Source organism: Mesorhizobium sp. P3_A9, assembly GCF_056402975.1.
Map to the genome: position 1 here is coordinate 1 of NZ_JBFUGJ010000646.1, position 1,622 is coordinate 1,622.

The 1,622-nt window shown below is 63.0% G+C and carries 2 protein-coding genes and 1 pseudogene; 2 read left to right on the forward strand and 1 reads right to left on the reverse strand.

Going from position 1 to position 1,622, the window contains the following annotated elements:
- Positions 1-433: pseudogene (locus AC1DX0_RS35620) on the forward strand (hypothetical protein); the annotation flags it as partial.
- Positions 434-486: 53 nt separating this feature from the next.
- Here AC1DX0_RS35620 and AC1DX0_RS35625 read toward each other — a convergent pair.
- A complete protein-coding gene (locus AC1DX0_RS35625) occupies positions 487-1,176 on the reverse strand; it encodes an HAD family hydrolase (RefSeq protein WP_477219630.1) in 690 nt (229 codons plus the stop codon).
- Between the two features lie 177 nt (positions 1,177-1,353).
- On the opposite strand from AC1DX0_RS35625, the gene AC1DX0_RS35630 reads away from it, so the two are divergent.
- Positions 1,354-1,622, forward strand: a 269-nt coding sequence (locus AC1DX0_RS35630) for a DNA methyltransferase (protein ID WP_477359148.1), incomplete at its 3' end; no start/stop codon positions are given.

Below are 1,622 nucleotides of genomic sequence, written 5' to 3' on the forward strand. Positions count from 1 at the left end.
GGCACAGGCCGCTGCCGACGCCGCCGCCGCTGCTGCCGCACCCGACGATTCCCAGAGGATCATTTATCAGGCCTCGATCAGCGACGTGACCCGCGATTGCAGCCGCGCCGACGGCCAGCTGACGATGAAGATCGCGGTCGCCGGCAAGATTGTGCCGGGACCGAAGTTCACACCCGGCACCATCACCATGCCGATCCGCACCGCGGTGATGCACGGCACCGACGTGCTTTATTCGCAGATTCACCAGTATCAGGTCCAGGTCACCGATCCCTCGGTCGCCACCCAGTTCGTCTTCACCGATTCCAATGTCGTCGTGCCGGCGCCGGCGGCGCAGGACTATCAGGCCTATGCCGGCTATGACGAAACCGCGCCGAAGGCGACGACGGACAAACCGAAGAAGACCCACCGGAAGAAGGCCCCCGCGACGAACTAGTCCCGGTCCGGTCTCAGTATTCTAGGGGCAGCGTGCGTCGCGGCGCGCGCTGCTCAGGCGTCAGCCGACCATTCAGACAGTGCCGCGATGACGCTTTTCAGCTCTGCCCAGCGGCGGATCACCGTCTCGGCGCCGGCCTCGGTCAGCGCGTCGGCATGGCCAGGATAGCTGTGGCTGGCGCCGGTGAAGCCGATCACACGCATGCCTGCTGCCCTGGCGCCGGCAACGCCGTGCACGGAATCCTCGATGACGAAAGTGTTGGCCGGGTTCGCGCCGAGTTTTTCGGCCGCGAGCAGGAACACGTCCGGCGCGGGCTTGGTCTTTTTGCCCGGTATTTCCAGCGCCGAGAAGATGCGGCCGGCGAAAAACGGCAGCAGATGCACCTTCTCCAGCATGAATTCTATGCGCTCCGAGCGTGAGTTGGAGCAGATGCAGCGTTGCGCCGTGACCGAGGCGACCGCTTCGCGCACCCCCTCGATGGCACGAACATCGCTGCGCAGCTTGCGGTCGACGAGCTCCTCGGCGCGGTCGATCAGCGACGCCTGGAAAGGGATTTTGGACTTCTCCTCGATCCGCATCAGGATGTCCTTGAACGTCAGGCCCGCATATGTCTCGGCAATTTCCTCGGCGGAGATTTCATATCCGGCCAAGGTTATCAGCTCGGCCTCGACCCGCGCGGCGATGATTTCGGAATCGACGAGCACGCCGTCGCAATCGAAGATGACAAGGTCTGGCTGGGGCATGGTGATCCGGAACAAGGTGGATGAGGAATGGCCGCTATGGGCTCAGGCGGCGCGGCATACACCAATGGGCCGGCCTTCGCAAACCTGGGAGGTCATCGCGCGGGCCTTCACCGAATATTTACGCTGATCGGTAACCATAACGGGGAGTAAACAGTAACGCGTGCCCTGGGTGTAAAAATGTCTGCCGTGCGTCTTCTCGCCGACCTTTCCCATGCTCCCCAGCAATCCGAATGGCTGGACACGATCCTGAAAGGCGACTGCGTCGCGGCGCTCGACCGCCTGCCCGAAAAATCGATCGACGTCATTTTCGCCGATCCGCCCTACAATCTGCAGCTCGACGGCGATCTGCACCGCCCCGACCAGTCCAAGGTCGACGCGGTCGACGATGACTGGGACCAGTTCGAGAGTTTTGAAGCCTATGACGCGTTCACCCGGGCCTGGCTGCT

Excerpts from the sequence above, each read along its gene's own strand:
- AC1DX0_RS35625 (WP_477219630.1), bottom strand. The coding sequence starts at position 1,176 with ATGCCCCAGCCAGACCTTGTCATCTTCGATTGCGACGGCGTGCTCGTC.